Below are 16,373 nucleotides of genomic sequence, written 5' to 3' on the forward strand. Positions count from 1 at the left end.
CAAGTGGTTTATAGTAAATCTAACTTATGTCGTACAGTCTCTGGCGCTTTGCCCATTGGGCTCATCATAGTGTTGTTAGTTGGCCTGTTACTAAGTGGTGTAATATACCAGCTGGTGATGCATCAGCAACTACAGCAGTTAGCGGGTGTGGGTAAGAGTCGATTAGTGCTATATAACAGCAGTATTGATGGTGTTTTATCAAAATACCGGCATTTACCTTATATGGTGGCCCAAGTAAGCCAGGTAAAACAGCTATTAAAATACCCTGCTAGTGAATCTTTGCAGCGATGGGTAAATGATTATCTGTATCGAGTAGAACAGGCGGCAAGCGCGGCTGCTGTATTTATTCTTAATGCTGATGGTTATACCATTGCCGCCAGCAATTCAGATACTAAAGCTAGCTTTGTTGGTAATTATTATGGTTTTAGGCCTTACTTTAAAGCTGCACAGCAGAACCTTCCGGGGCAGTTCTTTGCTATTGGTGTGACTACAGGAAAGCCAGGCTATTTTTATTCTTATCCTGTATTATCTGCAACAGCTAAGCTAATTGGCGTTGCTGTCGTTAAGGTAGACTTAGAGCCATTACAAGCTATCTGGCGACAAGCTGATGAATCGGTAATGGTAATAGATCATTATGGTGTAGTGGTATTAGCGTCTAACCCTGAATGGAAATACCGTAGTTTTAAAACCCTCAGCCCAGAAGTAAAGCAGGAAATTGAGGAGGCTCAGTTATTTAGTAATGAGCAAATACAACCATTAGCTATTTCAACAATTAATGAAACACAACTTGGTAGAAGGATAAAAATTGCAGCGAACTCAGATGATTATTTACTGCAAGCGATGCAGCTACCAGACTTAAACTGGTCGCTAGTATTTCTTTCCAGTACAACCGCTGCAAAACAATATAGTCAGTTAATAACTGGTCTAGCTAGTTTATTCGGATTATTTGCTTTACTGGCTGGTTTCGTAATAAGACAGCGTCGCCTGGCAAAAGAGTTGATGAAAAAAACACAGGATGAACATTTAGCCAGTCAGCAAGCAATTTTACGAGAGGCAAATACTAAACTGGAAGAGCGGGTATTAGAGCGCACTGAAAAATTAGAAGCAGCCCAGACAGAGTTGGTGCAAAAGAAAAAACTCGCAGCCCTAGGCGAAATGTCTGCGGCAATAGCCCATGAATTTAATCAGCCACTTACAGCAATAAGAACTTATCTATCTAGCTGCCATTTGTTGTTAAAGCATCAGCGTACCACGGAGCTAACTGATAATTTAGTGCAAATAGAACAGCTGACAGGGCGAATGGCAAATATTTCCAAACAGCTTAAAACGTTTGCTTATAGTCAGCCTTCAGCTTTAGTTTCAATTGATTTGGTTAGTTTAGTCTACGATGTTTTAATGATATTTAATCAACAGCCTAATCAACCAAAAGTTGATTTACAACTACTGCCTGATATTCATCAGTTACCAGTTATAGGTGATAAAACCCGGCTAGAACAAGTAATAAGTAATTTGATTAGTAATGCAGCAAGTGCAGTAATAGATAAGGTTGATAAAAACATACAGTTAAAGCTAAAGCTGCAAGGAGAGAAAGTTATTTGTCAGGTAATCGACAATGGACCAGGTATTGAATCGGATATTATTGAACATATATTTGATCCATTTTTTACCACCAAAGAAGTTGGGGTAGGGTTAGGCTTGGGGTTATCAATTGCTTATAGTTTTATTAGGGACCTTGGTGGTACTTTAGTCGCTAGTAATAATCCTGAAGGAGGGGCTTGTTTTACGGTAACATTACCCAGAGGGCCATGTGTGAAGTAATCTAAAAAATCATAATATGGATAATAATCTGTAGTTTCCACACCTACCGATATACTTTCTTTTGGGGTTGCTTTTGTTAGTGTTACAAGGGCTCACAAAAAGACACTAAAAACTACTTTATTTATTCTTTTTTTACAATATCCTCTCATGGAAATTATTACCACTAATGTACCTCAACGCGGAATCCTAATCATGCAATATATTCTATTTATTACATTAGTAACAGGTTATGGAGCAATTCATACTCAAGAAGTGGAAGGCTTTTTGTCTAAAAGTCAATGCGAGGAAGCTAAACAAAAAATTATTAGCAATAACCGTAAAGAATTAGGGGTAAGTGCTCTTGGCGTTTGCGTACAAAAGGGAGTAATTAGGCACTAACAGAGGTTTTGGAGTCAGGTCGCTGCATCACCTAGCCCGAATGCCCAAAATCTTTGATATCTGATGAAATATTTGGGCTAGTGAAGGAAAACTCAAGCTGCAACTCCTTAATAGGAAGGCATATTTTTTATAAGAGTACATCTTTAAAAATAGTTGAGTGACAAGGCAGGATCTGTACTAATTACTTTGTTACTCATAGCCAATCTTTCTTTGCCAAAGAATAGTAGATGTATGTATCGATAAAATCAAGTACGATTTCGTGACCCCTGAGGTATTGACTTGGAAGGTATCCCCTTATTAGATTTGAGTATTCTTTTCAATCCTAAATATGTTATACATTGCAGCATCCGAAATAGGGAAAAACGAGTGCAAAAACCTAAATAATTTCCTTGCCTAAATTTTGGATTATATTTAAAGAAAAAAGCCTCTTCTTGATTGCGTGGCTCCTTATTATAAGTATCAATGGCCTGTAGATCTTCTGTAATAAAGTAAGGTGAGTTTGTATTTTTGATTGCAATGACGTTCCATAGCTTAACAGCCTTATATAAAATTATCGCTTCATCAGAAGAAGAATCTTGATTAGTTAATGATGGATAGCATCGATACGAAAATTTGGCAACATTACCATAAAGTGCAGGATTAGTAATAAATCCTACAGCATAAGTTTTTCGCCAGAAGTCGAACAGAAACTTGGTACATAACTTCAAGTATGTAGGAAAAATGAGGTTACTTCCGTGGTTCCCTGGGAGGGAACCAACAATACCCTGTAATAGACGAATTGGTTTATTATTATAGGCAGTATAAATAACTTTTATAAAACAGTAACCTATAGGGTGAACCCCGCGATAAATAATACAAGCAATATTATCATCATCAGATTTATCTTTGAATACCTTGTCAACTAATGACTTTGATTTTTTATCATGATTGAAAATACGTTGATCGAGACTAATCAACTCAGAAACAAGCGAGTTATATTCGCTACTACTAGAAGTTGAACGCTGCTGCATAACTTTTGTTATTTTATTTTTAGGTTTCATATGATAATTATTTGTAAATGTAGCCTAATAATGTGATAAGCTATAATCAAACCAAATATTAGGTTCAATATAAGAGCCTAATTGGGTTGATGAACTGATGTTCAGAGGAGCCAGTCCGCCTGGGATTATATTATCCCCTTCGTTTAGACTATGTCTAAGCCAATTTTCCCATCTGGACTTTTTAGTGATAACACAAATAGAGTGATGACAAATATTTCGCATAATACCTCCTCCTGTTTGATGAGCTCGAATCCAGGGGTCGAATGCTTGGCCATCGTCTCTTTGCCGATTAATGTATGTTTGCATATCCTCATGAGGAAAAGATGATTTTAGAGTGGGTCTAACAGGTACGATAAGCCGTTTATAATTGAAAGATATGGCAGTGTTTTTTAAGAGTTCTACAAGCACTCTACTAAGCCCAATACCTTTGAAGTTTGGTGATAAAACTGCTGCGATTGCACATAAAGTGTTTGCTTGCTTTACATTTCGCTCTAGACTTGCTTGCAAAGCCCAAGAATATCCATAATTTGATAAGACATTTTGACTTAAATCAGTATAGAGAGGAAGAGTAGCGTAATAGCCAACAGCATTTCCATTTAACTTGATTAAAAACTGGTATCTCAAGTGTTGTAACAGAGGTAGTATTTCTTTTTGGGTATTGGGCCAATGCTCCCTCAGGTATATAGGCCATGTACTGTAAAGCTTATATAGGGCTATTGTGCTGGGTAAAAGCTTGACTCCACTTACAATTCGAACTTTATGTTGATGAACAGAACTTGGTAAGTGGTTAGAGAATACTAATTCAAGGTTTTTTTCAATAGTTTGTTTACCAAGCATTTTTAATTATTTATATATAATCATGTTTTTTTGAGTATCGGGATTGAAGTTAAATCATTAATAGTAGCTTGTAAAGTAGAAATTAAATAAGTTGGTACCAACTTATTTAATTGGCTGGGAATAGACTTATTCTTAAAGATTTTTGTTGTTGGACAACTTCTTCTATCCCCAAAAATTATTAAGGTTAGGCTATCAAGGATTCATTAAGCAAACGCACATATCTACTGAGTAGGAACATTGCTTTAGCTTTATGTGGCCGAGCAGTCTAGACAACCGACTCGGCATACTCTACTCTGTTGCCAGATTAAATCACTTACGTATAGTGTCAGCTAGTTGTTGATTGGGTTATTATTTTTTCGTTGCAATCATGCACAGTATCTCTTCTTCAAAAATATTGATTTCTCCTGGGTATTTGTTTTTTATTGTAATCATTTGTTCTGAGCTTAGCTTATGTTTAGCAAAGAGCCCATGTGTTGTGACTTCCCACCAAATCATGGCACTTTCTACATCGTTAAAATGATAACCGTCGACAGCTATAATTTCATTAATGCTTAAACCATTTTTAGTAAATAATTCCTTCCATGCAGTTTTATTTTTATAGTATAAGCTTGATATTAACTTTTCTCCGTCTTTACCTAGTGGCGTAATAAGATCTTTTATGAAAATAGGATGATTAGTTACACAACAAAAAGCAAATCTTCCACCAGGCTTTAGTAAATTCACAACTTTCTTTATACCAGCTGTTTGGTTCTCAATCCAATGAAAAACATAATTACTGAATGCAAAGTCAAATGTTTCATTGACTTGTGGCTCATACTCATCCAATGAACCTTCAAACCAATCTATTTGTGGTTGTAGGTATTGTGTTTTAGCAATGTTGATACGATCTCTATCGGGATCGATAGCTAATACCAAACCATTGCCACCAACTGCATTGGCTATTGAATTAGTGACATTGCCTGTACCACAACCAATATCAATTATATAATTACCTTGGCGGATATCCAATTTTGTTAATAAGTGTTTGCCGTCTTCGTGTTGTTTTGTTGCATGCTTATTATATCCGGGGGCTTGACTTAACATTGATGACTCCATTTAATTTTTTACATAATAACGGAATAACATGAAATAAATAAAGAGGTCATGCCTAAAAAATTTAAGTTGCATGGTTTTAGAAATTGTATCTTTATCTTGCCAATAAGGAGTAAGTTTTTTATTTCTGAGTGAATTTTTGGCTAGGCGTGCATAGGCTCCGGACATATTTTTAAAATTATCTATACCATTCTCCTGCATATTTAGGATTAAAAAAGCTTCAATGGATTTTTATGTATCACCTAGTCACTGATAGTTTCTCGTTAAATATTATATAGTAGTATGAGTGTTCTTTAACGCTGGGTGAATCATTAGTATTTTTTGTTTAAAAAACAAATTTTTTGAATAGCACATGCTTTTGTATAAAGTTATATTTATCTGGCAGAATTATATTTTAAATATAAAATTTTATAATGTTTTTAATTACCATCACAACTTATGGCTAAAAAAAGTACAATGGTAATGTTGTTCGCTCCAGTTAATGATTAGTCTTCCAATGACTGACTTACTTTGAGTCCATCCATATCAACGCTATAACTAGCACTGGAGGAAATTGTGATAAACAAAATTTTCTCTTTGCTGACGCTGGCGCAGATAAACATTACCAGCGGTATAGCGACGAGTTTCGATCCCTGTTGAGTGGCGAATATTATATTGTAGTAGTAACTTGTACTATTACCTGTTTCTTTTGACCAGAAAATCCAGGCACTATCACTGTGACGATGCAAGTTAGCAAACCCAGCTGAAATTGAATCTAGAATTTTTTGTTTCAATGAGTCTGGTATAGAACCACCAAGTACAGCGTTTACTTGATTTGACACCTGATGAATGGTTGATCCAGGATTATCATTACTAAAATGGGTTTGTATTTGCTGTTCGATAGTTAATCCTGCATTTTTTGCTGCTGTGGTTGCCTCTGCTATATTGAGCTCAAGTGAAGGGCTCAATGCATTTTGGAAAACACGCGTCATTTTAACTGCTTGACTAATATATTTTGAATCAAGACTGAACATCGTCTTGAAGCGTAAACTTTGGTTGGGTTGTGCTTCAATGGTATTTATTAAAGGAGGGAAATTAAGCCCGCCAAGAATTACTGGACTGGTAAAGATAGCTGGTTGAAGGTCGTCTGTAATATACACTGCTAAACATCCATATTTTATGTGTTAGGCCTGACACATCCAGATATCAGGCACAAAAAGGGTACGATAACAATATTCTTCCGGTTAGATTAATGGGACAACGAACTGGAAGCCCTTGATCTCAATAGTCATTTCCTGTTCCTTTAACGTTAATCGTAACTTTTTGGTTGTGTCTTTTTTCCCTAATATTTCTTCAATAGGATCATTGACTGTGACTTTCAGTGTTAGTGGACCGGCTGCTATAACAGAGCCTGTGCTGGCACCTTGAGTGACGATGAACATATCGTAGGAGTACACAGTTTTGTCTGCTTCTCTCCCCGCAGTGGAAGTAATATGAAACCATGGCTTTCCTTCTTGGAGCTGAAGATCGCAAAAAGCATGGGCCAATACATTACTCAATTGTTTGTTATCTGTTATACCAATTGTTCCCTGTGACTCCAGGGCATCAGAAATGCTAGAGGTGATTGCTGATAAAGTGCTGTATGACTTTTTCAGTGTGGTATTGTTTGTTGACATTATTGCAAGATCAGGTTGTCCTTTTGCTGTCGCCAGTGCTTTTTCCAGATCAAATCGACCATTAACATCCACATCTTTTTCAAATAGATCTGCAATAGCAGTTGCTTGCTGAACGTATTTTTCATCTTCCAGGTTAAGGAATAATTGAAATGGGCTTTGGGTAGTTTTATTAGGATGGATTTCGATGCTCACTCTCTGCTCCTTGTTTTTCAACGGAATTGAGCTTGTCGGTGTGTTGTCAATAATCAGCTGAGTGCTTCTACAATAGTCATACTCTTGAAATTCAAGGTTTGAGTAATTGTTGATCCTGCAACAAGAGCAAGTACATTAGCGTCTGACTTGGATATATTAATTTCGACACTTGTCAGTTGTCCACACATGACTGAACCTGTTTTTTTATTCTGGGTAGCATTAAACATGTTGTATTGATAGCGTATAGAGTCATTATCTTGATGAAAAATTGTAAAATACCCACCATTTTTTTGTGTGTTAAGATCAATAAATGCCCTAGCAGCAGCACCAAAGGCTGCCCAGTTTTCTGTTGCCGCCCCTTGAACCATATTAATTAGGTTTTGAAGCTGCTCTATTGCAATCCAGGCCTGTGTCTTGCTGCTGTTACTTTTAACGGTTTTAGTACCTATAACTGCAAATGTTTCATGGTTTTTGGCAATAGACAGTGCTTTTTCGAAGTCTAAACCTTCATTTGAAGAGACAACTGCATCAAACGCTTTTACCATGTTAACAGCTTGATTAACGTATGATAAACCTACGTTTAATGTTGTGCTAAAATTTATTTTATCTGTAGATATATCTGTAGGATTAATAATAATATTTTCCATATTACTCTCTTGGCTTTTTAAATTCAGTTAAGCGACGCTGGTATAAATGCCATAGTCATCGCCATGGCATTTATACATTTTGTTTAGCCTTTAAGGGCTTCAACCACCGTAATAGACTTAACGTTGACAGAGTAATTATGCTTGTCTTTGGTGGTAATCCATAAGACTTTTTCTTTGTCAACGTCTACTGTAATTGTCAGACCAATGGGGGCTGCCGCCATAACTGAGCCAGTTTCCTTATTGGCTACAGCGAAGAGAATATTATAGGTATAAGTTGTTTTGTGCTCGCTCTCCTTGCTCCAGAAAATCCATTTACCATCTTTCTGCTCATTGAGGTTAGTAAATCCTTGCTCTATAGTATTCTGAAACTTTTTATAGGTGTCAGTTTCTTTATCGAGAACTACACCTACAACAGTATCAAGCAATTGCATTACATCTTCCACCATAGCTGATACTTGGTTGTCCTGCTTTACTATAGACTGGTTTACAGTTCCAATAACAGCCATTTCAGGATGATCATTTACTAACTTCAGTGCTTTATCAAAGTTGAACTCAAGATTATCACCATCAATTGCATTCTGAAAAACACGAGACATCTGAATAGCTTGGGCTATATACTGCTTGGGCATTTGAAATAGTGTATTGAAATTAAGGTCTGATCCAACAGAGTCTCTAGCTAAAGCTTTGCTATCTACAACTAGAATATTATCAAATGTCATGATTTAAATCTCCATTTAATTTATTGTCCATAATAAAACAACTCCGATTTTATTATTCTATAGAATTAATTTTCGATTGGGAAGAGGGGTGTGACATAAGTGACAGTATAAACGACTGCACTCAATAGATTGGTATTAATAATATTATAAAACTAGTGTTTTATATCTTTGATAGCTTTTTGTTGGTTTTTAATCTTATCGTTCATTTTAAGTGCTGACGGTAGATTACTAAAATAATTTAGGTAGGGTTGATGGGTAGGTTTTAACTCATGTGCGTCACTTTTGAGGTTAAGCCATCTATGAGCTTCTATTCCTTCTCCCCTGGTGGGAGAAGGTTAGGATGAGGGGGCTGCAGTACTATTCTCTTCCTAAAACCCTCATATTTTTTTCTATGTCAGCTGAACAATTACCTGATGTATTTTCTCTGGTAAAAACAAATTCGTATCCTGCTGCTATAATTTCATTTTTTTCGTCATTTAACTGTTTGAAGCCATTTATAGTCACGCTATAAATACCAGGCTCAATATCTAGCCACTGCCAGTCAGTATTATACTCCCAATCTTTTATAACCACTAAATCGCATATAACAGCTTGTTTTTTAATAATTAGGTTATAGTTACCATTTTGACATACAATGTTACTTTTGTTGATACATTGTTTTTCTGTATTAGTGCGGATGAAAATATCATAACCAGCATCATCAATTGCTAAGATAGGAATAATAACCCCTTTTTTTAGCACTACGTTACCTTCATCAGTTGTCATATATCGATGAAATAAGTCTTCTCCATCAACGATTTTCCTGCCATAAAAGTCTTCTAGCACTTTGGGGTCAAATAGTACAATTCCATTGAAATCAGTACTTACAATTAATTTTTGCATAATGATCAACAATCTTTTTTGGTTTTTGTGGAGGCAAGTTTCAAGTCGTGCCACTCAGTCAATTTATCAAAAGCCTCTGTAGGTGTTACATTGCTAGCTATTATTTCACCTGTAGCAGGTATTTTTAATACTCCTTTCATATGATTAAGTGACTCCAATCCTTGTCTAGATGCTTTTATTAACTCATCTTGAGTACCCTTCCATGGTCCCTGTAGTTTACCTAAAAATGGTTTTTGGGCTCGATGTAACTCTTCATGCATGCCTGGTTGGTATGGTTCTGGGAAATAAGTTGGTGTATGCCTTTTAGTGCTAAGTAGGTCTAGTCCTACACTATTTGCTTTTCCTCTTGGCACAAGATGGTGCCCCATGCCTGTTTCACCATTCCATGCCCAAGGCATTAACCCATAAGGGTCTACACTGCTAACTGGGTTTTGTGCATAGATATATAAACTCGTACCACCTGCCAACCCAATGGGGTCTTGATTAATAAACCGCCCTAACCCTGGATCATAATACCGGTGTCGGTTGTAGTGTAATCCAGTTTCTTCATCAAAGTATTGGCCCTGAAACCTGAGGTTGTTTTGGATATGCTCGACCTGTTTTCTAACAACATTCCCATAAGCCCGGTATTGGACGGACCAAACGATGCTACCTCTGGCGTCGCTGATTTCCTGGGGTGTGCCTAAATGATCCAGGTGATAGAAATAAACCTGATTATCTTGTACTAACGCGAGTGGTCGAAAAGACTCGGGTTCATATAGGTAGGTTTTATGGATGTTCTCTCTTGTTTCTGAGAGCAGAACATCGCCATTCCAGAGGAATTGGGTTTCACCAAAGCTGTCTTTTTTACTGATTCTTCGTCCGAGTGCATCGTATGTAAACTCAGTAGTTTGGCTGGCGTTTTCAACTTTAATCAGTTGGTTTGCGTGATTATAGGTATAGCGGGTGACCAGCTTGCCGTGTTTACCGCGTTTTTCTGCAGTTAAATTACCGCGACTGTCGTAGGCAAAGTGGCGATCTCCTTGGAATAACAGTCGGTTGCCTTGAGACTGGCCGTTTGGCTGATCAGTTTGCGCTAAAATAGTGCCTGCTGGGTCGTGGGCAAAGCTTTCTTTTATAATGCCATTGACGACAGTCAGCCGATCTAAAGCATCGTATTGAAACTGAGTTTCGCCTTTTTTTAAGTCTTTGATTAAGGCTAGGTTACCCGCATTGTCGTATCCGTATTCCCGTTGGATGATTAACTGCCGTGTTTCTCGGCTACCGACTCGGTGGCGGGTGAGTCTTCCCATAATGTCGTATTCAAACTGGCTTTCCACTACCCCTTGAATACGGCCGATTTCTCGGCCTTGGTTATCACGCCTTACCTGGGTGATCAGCTGGCCGTTTAAGGCGACATCCGTAAATAGACCATCTGGCGTATAGCGGTAATTGATGCTTTGCCCATCGGGCAGAGTAGTGCTAGTGCGGTTACCCAATGGGTCGTAACCGTGGCTGATGGTTTGGTTATCTTGGCTTTCTTCGGTGAGTAAGCCAATGGCATTATAGGTAAAGCTGAGTTTACGATGATTATTATTGGCTTCAGTCAAGCGCCCGGCAGCATCGTATTGAAATGTGCTGACTTCGCCATCACTGGTTTGTTTTTCAAGCAGTAGCCCCAGTTTATTACGTTTAAATTCGGTGGTGGGGATACTGGGCTGATCGGGGCTTTCTGTTGTGCTTGTTGTTTCTGTTGCGTCTGCTGTTTTAGGTTCGCTGGCTGGAAGTCTTGGTCCGTCGATATGTTTTATTAGCTGGCCGGATTTGTTGTACTCATAATGTTGTTCTCGGCCATCAAAGCCCACCTCTTGAATCAGGTTTTCATTTAAATCATAAATCAGTTGATAGGTTTCGCCGTTTTCGTTTTTCAGGCCAGTTAGGTTTCGCTCTGTATCGTAAAAATACTCAAACACTTGGCCAGCAGGGTCAATGCGTTTTTTAACCTGTGCTAGCCCTTCATATTGATACTTTGTGGTACGCCCGACTTCATCAGTAAAGGCTGTCAGCTGCCCTGCGGGGTTATACGCCAGTTTAATTTGTTTGCCATTGGGTAATTGTGCAGCAATTGGTTGACCAAGGTCATCGTACTGATAGTAAGTTTGGGCTCCCTGGCTGTCTTGGCTGGCAATGACTTGCCCAAGCTGATCATAACGGTATTGGGTAACTTGGCCTTCTGCGTCGGTTTGACTGATTAATTGTGCCTGTTCATTCCACTGTAACTGCCGTGCATTACCCATAGCATCAGTGATTTGCACAGGCAGGCCAAGGGGGTTGTAATCAATTTGGGTTTGGTTGGCTTCTGGATCAAGGGTTTTGACTAATAGCCCTCGCTCGTCGTATTGACGGCTCCAGCGGTTGCCTAATGGATCGGTTAATGTAGTTGGCCGACTTTCATCGTCATATTCAATCGCATGGCTATTGCCTTCCGGGTCGGTGACTTTGATCAGCAAGCCATCCAGGTTGTATTCGTAAAGGGTGGTATTACCGGCTGGATCAACGGTGCTGACGACATTACCAGCATCATCATATTGATGTTCAGTGACACCACCCAACGGATCGGTTTCACTGATGATCTGGCCATTGTCGTTATAGCTATATTGGGTAATGGCGCCCCGGCTGTCGGTGGCTGTACTCCGGTTTTCTTCTGGAAACCAAGCAAATTGATAATCATAAATGCCATTATCCCCCCAGTTGCGAACACATTTACCTTGAGGGGTGTATTGATCCCATTCAAAATAAAAATTAAAGCCGCTTTTTAAAGTACGCTGAATAATAATGTGGTTGTTATAGGCGTATTTTTCCCCATGGCCTAAGGCATCTAATACTGCCACTAAATCACTATGGTTATCGTATTGGTATTGCACGACAGGTTGGGTATCTGGTGGGGTGTCGCTATCTTGCCCTCGGGTAATGGCAATAATCCGGCCTTGTGGGTCATGATAAAACCAGGCGGCTTGTCCCCAGCTGGTAGTTAGTTTGGTGGGTTGCTCTGCATTACCATGGGTAATTTGGATTGTATTATCACAATCATCCCGTAGCCCCACTAATTGGCCTTGTTTGCTTGAAGCACTGCCGGTTAAGCGGAAGATTTTTTCTGGGCCTTGTTGGGGTTTAATTGAAATTAAATCGCTACCTAAATCAAAAGCCCGTAGTTTTTCCGCTTGGTTGTAACTTTGACCATTGGCTGGGGGTATGGGTAAGGGAATCGAGCGGCCTTCCTGATTGAAATAAAACAGTTGGCTACCTGCTTGTTGAAGCTTTTCACCTAACGGGGTAGTCCAACCAATGCCTAGTTCGGCCGCTTTATTATTACTGCTGCGGTAGGTGCGATTCCAAATAAAAGCTAATGGCCCGCTTAATACAAAGTCGGTTTGCTCAAGCAGTTCTTCACCTGCCACCATACTAATCGGGCAGCCATTGGTGCAGGTTTTATCATTGCTGGGGACTTTTTGGCCATTACCATTTTCACCTGAGGCTTTATTGGTTTTTACTTCGGGTTTTTGCTTGGCTGCAGCCGCTTTTTGTTGTTTGGATTGTTTCGCGTTGAAGTCACAGGATTCACACTTTCCCTTTTTCTGCTTTTTGAATTGGCCTTTGACTTTAGTTGTTGCATTGGTCACAGAGTCACTGATTTTGCTTACGCCCTTGCTTGATGCCTTGGCTGTTTTTTCCAGCTTTTTAAGTTGAGCAATTCTTGCCTTAGCTTTGGCTATTTTATCAGCAATTTTTTTTACACGAAGTGCCGTGCGCGCTGCTTTAGCTGGCTTGGCAATAGCATCACCTACATAGGGAATGACAGAAACTAGCGAAAGAGCGCCACCAAGAAAATCTCCTTTGGCAAAGCTCATACCTGCACCAATCAGGTCAGAAGCTGGTGTTGGATCAACCATGCCTGCAACATCAACAGCAGTGATGGCGAGTTCGGCCATCTTTTCTTTTTCTAAACTAGCCAGCTCTTTTTGTGCTTTAGCAAGAGATTGAGTTACATTCATTGTTTCAACATTCCTGTTACTCCATTAATATACTCTTCGCGAATGATTTTTAGGGTTTGTTGTCTTCGCTCTTCACCCCAATCATTTATAAAAACATAAACTCATGGGGCTTCATCGCTCGACGGCCGCCCCCAAAAGCCATTCGCTTTGACTATAAGCTATCTATAACTCGTTAAAGAACACTACACTATTCTACATAAAGTCACTATTGGAGTAACAAATGTGAGTTTTGTTAATCTTCTCTAATTATTATGTAAGAGCCTGTTGCTTATGAATACAGCACCCAAAGTATTATTAGTTGATGATGAAGAGCAAGTGCTCAAAGCAAATAGCCAGTGGTTAGAGCTTAGCGGCTTTTCTGTTATTTGTTGTAATACGGCGCATGAAGCGATTAACCAGCTACAGCAAGGATTCATGGGGGTAGTGATTAGTGATGTAAAAATGCCTGGTATGGATGGGTTAACACTATTAGAGCAAGCAAAACAACTAAATGGCAACTTACCCATTATTTTGATTACTGGGCATGGTGATGTCAGTATGGCGGTTGAGGCACTGCAGAAAGGCGCTTACGATTTTATTGAAAAACCATTTGACCCAGATAGGCTGAAAGAGCGAATTCAACGCGCACATGAACAGCTTGAGTTAAAAATAAAAAACCAGCAGCTTCGCCAGCAATTGGCTGAGCAAAGTGGCATTTCAGCTAAATTATTAGGTGAAAGTAAAGCTATACAGTTGGTTCGAGAAGAAATTTTATCTCTGGCAAATTTTAATACACCAGTACTTATTCATGGTGAGACTGGTTGTGGTAAAGAGTTGGTGGCACAGTGTTTACATGAATATAGCCAGCGAGCAAATAAACCATTTGTTGCATTAAACTGTGGTGCTATTCCAGAAGCGCTATTTGAAAGTGAGTTATTTGGCCACGAAGCTGGGGCCTTTAGTGGAGCACAAAAGCAACGCAAGGGAAAATTAGAACATGCAGATGGAGGAGTGGTTTTTCTTGATGAAGTTGAGAGTATGCCCTCACATTTGCAAGTGAAGTTACTTAGAGCATTGCAGTCTGGAGAAATTGAGCGGCTGGGATCAAATAGAATCATTAACTTAGATATCAGAGTAATCAGTGCGACGAAAGTATCTCTTAAAGATGCGGGTGAATTTCGGCAGGATTTATACTATCGTCTAAATGTATCAGAAATTAATTTATCCCCTCTAAGAGAACGGCAAACTGATATACCACTTTTATTTACTCACTTTGCAGACCTGGCTGCTGAGCAGTATCAGCGGCCAGTTAAAACACTAGCTCCAAGCGATATTGACTTGCTAATGGCTTATGCATGGCCAGGTAATATTCGTGAGTTAAGAAATATTGCGACCCGATATATTCTAGCCAGGGATAAATCTATTATTGACTTGATTGATGCAGATAACAGTAAAGAAATAGAAGAAGCAGACAGAATACTGGAAAGCGTTCTATCGCTTAGCCAAAAATTAAATCAGTATGAGCGGCAATTACTGCATAAAGCACTAGAGAAATATCAGGGTAATATAAGCCAGGTAATGGCTGAACTTGATTTACCTAGACGAACGTTAAATCAGAAAATGCAAAAATATGGGTTAAATCGGTTGGATTATTTGGAAAAATAAAAATCGCTCAATTGCGATATCATGCATTTTATTGGTCTTTGAGTGATACCCGTTACTCTAGCTGTATCTCTAATACCACTGTTATAAATGTTATCTCATCTAATTGCCTGGCAGGTCCAGTTTTTCTATTTTGTTTGGTAGGTAGCTCCGGTCTGCCTGAGTCTTGATTTATTGATTTTATAGGGTTCACTAATCCATACCCTAACCTATATAACTTTTCACCCTAGATGAAATTCATTGCTTCGCACAAGCAAGGTCAACTAAAATCATTCGTATTAAGTATAGAATTATTATTTTTATATACAAACCTATCTTCGTAATAAGGTGTAATTTAATTATTATTCCATCTGAATCATAATTGGTATGGAGATTAAATAAATTGCAGATAAAAATATTTATTCAATCAATCAATCAAGGATGGCAATACCATGTATCAGACTAAGTTGTTATCAGCTAAAAAATCCCTTGTTTTTTCTTTAGTAATTCAATTATCAGCTTTATCTTCTAATGTAAAAGCAGCATGCCCTAACATAAATTGTTCAAACATAAGTGCATCTACTTGGACACATATACAAAACAGCTATTGTAGTAACCAATGTGTAGATGGTGGCAATAGCGCTTTTAATAGCAACCACTGCCTTTCATTAGAAAAAATGACTGAGCTTTGTAATGCAATAATAGCAGCAGACAATTGTAATGAAGTACCTTTAAGGGGAGGTAGAATCATGGGTACTGGTACTTTGATAGAAGACCTAGGGGCTCTAGGCAACAATGCATGTGCTACAACAAATCAAGCAAGCATCGTGTACAACACTGGCTTTGATCAAGTTCTAACAATGTTTCCAGGACCATAACAGGATAAAGTTGCTAGGAGGGGCGAGCCTCCTAGACTGTACAACTTTTCACGTTCAATAAACTCCATGACTTTGCTCAAGCTAGCTCAATCATCAGGGTATTGTTTCGGTTTCTGAAGTGATCGACCCATACAGAAGTATCAACCACGCTCATTATTTGGAGGGCTCTTCGCGTCTTTGAGGATTCAGGTGCTGCTCCGTCTAAAGCCACAAGATGTTCCAGAAGCTAATGGATATAGATATATCCATCATGAATCATTTTTAGGTGTAAAAATAAAGTGGTATATACTCAAAGCGAAGGATTATTTAGGCGAGGCCACCGAGCGATGAAGCCCCAGAAGTTTAGATAAACTAAATGACTGGGGTGAAGAATGACGGTAACAAAGTCTAAAAATCATTCGCGAAGAGTATAGGCAGAATTTTGCTGATGAGGGAGTGATCTTATAGACACCATTATGCTGTCTTATACTTTTATAAAGGCTTGAGTTGTTGTGTGTTAGTACAATGGTAATACCTGTATACAACAATAGGAATTAAGAATAAGCAAAAAATTGCTTACACAAGGAGTATTTGTCAGCAATATT

At 38.6% G+C, this 16,373-nt stretch carries 13 protein-coding genes; 4 read left to right on the top strand and 9 right to left on the bottom strand.

Annotated features, from left to right (window positions below; translation table 11 throughout):
- The first annotated feature begins 3 nt into the window (after positions 1-3).
- Together OQE68_RS12665 and OQE68_RS12670 are read left to right on the top strand one after the other, a co-directional pair.
- Entirely contained in the window at positions 4-1,818 is a 1,815-nt protein-coding gene (locus OQE68_RS12665; RefSeq protein ID WP_180569083.1) for a sensor histidine kinase, read from the top strand.
- A gap of 147 nt (positions 1,819-1,965) precedes the next feature.
- Positions 1,966-2,196: a hypothetical protein gene (locus tag OQE68_RS12670; protein ID WP_180569084.1), complete on the top strand. Its 231-nt coding sequence runs from the start codon at positions 1,966-1,968 to the stop codon at positions 2,194-2,196.
- A gap of 245 nt (positions 2,197-2,441) precedes the next feature.
- On the opposite strand, the gene OQE68_RS12675 is transcribed toward OQE68_RS12670, so the two are convergent.
- From OQE68_RS12675 to OQE68_RS12715, 9 genes are all read right to left on the bottom strand, one after another.
- Positions 2,442-3,236: a hypothetical protein gene (locus OQE68_RS12675; protein ID WP_180569085.1), complete on the bottom strand. Its 795-nt coding sequence runs from the start codon at positions 3,234-3,236 to the stop codon at positions 2,442-2,444.
- A 24-nt stretch (positions 3,237-3,260) separates the two neighbouring features.
- Positions 3,261-4,073: a hypothetical protein gene (locus OQE68_RS12680; RefSeq protein ID WP_180569086.1), complete on the bottom strand. Its 813-nt coding sequence runs from the start codon at positions 4,071-4,073 to the stop codon at positions 3,261-3,263.
- Between the two features lie 348 nt (positions 4,074-4,421).
- Entirely contained in the window at positions 4,422-5,156 is a 735-nt protein-coding gene (locus tag OQE68_RS12685) for a class I SAM-dependent methyltransferase (protein WP_180569087.1), read from the bottom strand.
- A 494-nt stretch (positions 5,157-5,650) separates the two neighbouring features.
- Positions 5,651-6,304, bottom strand: coding sequence for a cytolytic delta-endotoxin (locus OQE68_RS12690; protein ID WP_180569088.1), 654 nt, complete (start codon positions 6,302-6,304; stop codon positions 5,651-5,653).
- An 84-nt stretch (positions 6,305-6,388) separates the two neighbouring features.
- Positions 6,389-7,012 (bottom strand): type-1Ba cytolytic delta-endotoxin, encoded by a 624-nt coding sequence (locus OQE68_RS12695; protein WP_180569089.1) that lies wholly within the window; start codon positions 7,010-7,012, stop codon positions 6,389-6,391.
- 53 nt (positions 7,013-7,065) lie between these two features.
- Entirely contained in the window at positions 7,066-7,659 is a 594-nt protein-coding gene (locus OQE68_RS12700) for a type-2Aa cytolytic delta-endotoxin (protein ID WP_180569090.1), read from the bottom strand.
- An 83-nt stretch (positions 7,660-7,742) separates the two neighbouring features.
- The gene (locus OQE68_RS12705) at positions 7,743-8,378 is read right to left on the bottom strand and encodes a delta-endotoxin CytB (RefSeq protein WP_180569091.1); all 636 of its coding nucleotides are present in this window, start codon (positions 8,376-8,378) and stop codon (positions 7,743-7,745) included.
- 357 nt (positions 8,379-8,735) lie between these two features.
- The gene (locus OQE68_RS12710) at positions 8,736-9,260 is read right to left on the bottom strand and encodes a hypothetical protein (protein ID WP_180569092.1); all 525 of its coding nucleotides are present in this window, start codon (positions 9,258-9,260) and stop codon (positions 8,736-8,738) included.
- A gap of 5 nt (positions 9,261-9,265) precedes the next feature.
- Entirely contained in the window at positions 9,266-13,291 is a 4,026-nt protein-coding gene (locus tag OQE68_RS12715; RefSeq protein WP_266195668.1) for an RHS repeat-associated core domain-containing protein, read from the bottom strand.
- 270 nt (positions 13,292-13,561) lie between these two features.
- On the opposite strand from OQE68_RS12715, the gene OQE68_RS12720 reads away from it, so the two are divergent.
- Together OQE68_RS12720 and OQE68_RS12725 are read left to right on the top strand one after the other, a co-directional pair.
- Positions 13,562-14,935: a sigma-54-dependent transcriptional regulator gene (locus OQE68_RS12720; RefSeq protein ID WP_180571644.1), complete on the top strand. Its 1,374-nt coding sequence runs from the start codon at positions 13,562-13,564 to the stop codon at positions 14,933-14,935.
- 428 nt (positions 14,936-15,363) lie between these two features.
- Positions 15,364-15,789 carry a hypothetical protein gene (locus tag OQE68_RS12725; RefSeq protein ID WP_180571643.1) on the top strand — a complete coding sequence of 142 codons (426 nt, stop codon included), beginning with the start codon at positions 15,364-15,366 and terminating at the stop codon, positions 15,787-15,789.
- Positions 15,790-16,373: the final 584 nt, after the last annotated feature.

This window comes from Spartinivicinus marinus, assembly GCF_026309355.1.
Taxonomy (GTDB): Bacteria; Pseudomonadota; Gammaproteobacteria; order Pseudomonadales; family Zooshikellaceae; genus Spartinivicinus; species Spartinivicinus marinus.

What these genes read in the sequence shown, in the direction of transcription:
- OQE68_RS12670 (WP_180569084.1), top strand. Translation starts at nt 1,966, where the DNA reads ATGGAAATTATTACCACTAATGTACCTCAACGCGGAATCCTAATCATG.
- OQE68_RS12715 (WP_266195668.1), bottom strand. Translation starts at nt 13,291, where the DNA reads ATGAATGTAACTCAATCTCTTGCTAAAGCACAAAAAGAGCTGGCTAGT.
- OQE68_RS12675 (WP_180569085.1), bottom strand. Translation starts at nt 3,236, where the DNA reads ATGAAACCTAAAAATAAAATAACAAAAGTTATGCAGCAGCGTTCAACT.
- OQE68_RS12720 (WP_180571644.1), top strand. Translation starts at nt 13,562, where the DNA reads ATGAATACAGCACCCAAAGTATTATTAGTTGATGATGAAGAGCAAGTG.
- OQE68_RS12700 (WP_180569090.1), bottom strand. Translation starts at nt 7,659, where the DNA reads ATGGAAAATATTATTATTAATCCTACAGATATATCTACAGATAAAATA.
- OQE68_RS12710 (WP_180569092.1), bottom strand. Translation starts at nt 9,260, where the DNA reads ATGCAAAAATTAATTGTAAGTACTGATTTCAATGGAATTGTACTATTT.
- OQE68_RS12680 (WP_180569086.1), bottom strand. Translation starts at nt 4,073, where the DNA reads ATGCTTGGTAAACAAACTATTGAAAAAAACCTTGAATTAGTATTCTCT.
- OQE68_RS12685 (WP_180569087.1), bottom strand. Translation starts at nt 5,156, where the DNA reads ATGTTAAGTCAAGCCCCCGGATATAATAAGCATGCAACAAAACAACAC.
- OQE68_RS12725 (WP_180571643.1), top strand. Translation starts at nt 15,364, where the DNA reads ATGTATCAGACTAAGTTGTTATCAGCTAAAAAATCCCTTGTTTTTTCT.
- OQE68_RS12705 (WP_180569091.1), bottom strand. Translation starts at nt 8,378, where the DNA reads ATGACATTTGATAATATTCTAGTTGTAGATAGCAAAGCTTTAGCTAGA.